The following is a 516-nucleotide window of genomic DNA, read 5'->3' as shown; positions in this document are numbered from 1 at the left end:
GTCATTTCACCGCCACCGCACGATGCAAACGGTACTCAATGTACGACGATCCAATGTAGGAGCTGGCTTGCCAGCGATAGCGGTGGGTCAGCCAACATCCACTCCAGCAATGCCGCCGCCATCGCCGCCTCGCCAAGGCTCGACAGCTCCTACATTGATCTTCAGGGGTTGGAAGATTGCATTTCACTGCCACCGCAGGATGCATACGGCACTCAATGTACTGAAGATCCAATGTAGGAGCTGGCTTGCCAGCGATAGCGTCGAGTCAGCCAACATCAACCCCAGCAATACCGCCGCCATCGCCGCCTCGCTAGGGCTCGACAGCTCCCACCTCGATCTTCAGGGTTTGGAGGATTGCATTTCACTGCCACCGCAGGATGCATACGGTACTCAATGTACGACGATCCAATGTAGGAGCTGGCTTGCCAGCGATAGCGTCGGGTCAGCCAACATCAATCCCAGCAATGCCGCCGCCATCGCAGCCTCGCTGGGGCTCGACAGCTCTTACATTGATCC

General features: G+C 57.4%; 2 protein-coding genes. Both read left to right on the top strand.

What is annotated here, in order from left to right:
• A partial coding sequence (locus HBO05_RS29145) for a hypothetical protein (protein WP_222932580.1) occupies positions 1-237 on the top strand: 237 nt, incomplete at its 5' end.
• The coding region (locus HBO05_RS29140; RefSeq protein ID WP_222932579.1) for a hypothetical protein at positions 200-516 on the top strand (317 nt) is incomplete at its 3' end. The genes HBO05_RS29145 and HBO05_RS29140, both read left to right, overlap by 38 nt.

The organism is Pseudomonas sp. WS 5079 (genome assembly GCF_012985465.1).
Taxonomy (GTDB): domain Bacteria; phylum Pseudomonadota; class Gammaproteobacteria; order Pseudomonadales; family Pseudomonadaceae; genus Aquipseudomonas.
This window is presented reverse-complemented; position numbering and strand designations above follow the sequence as displayed.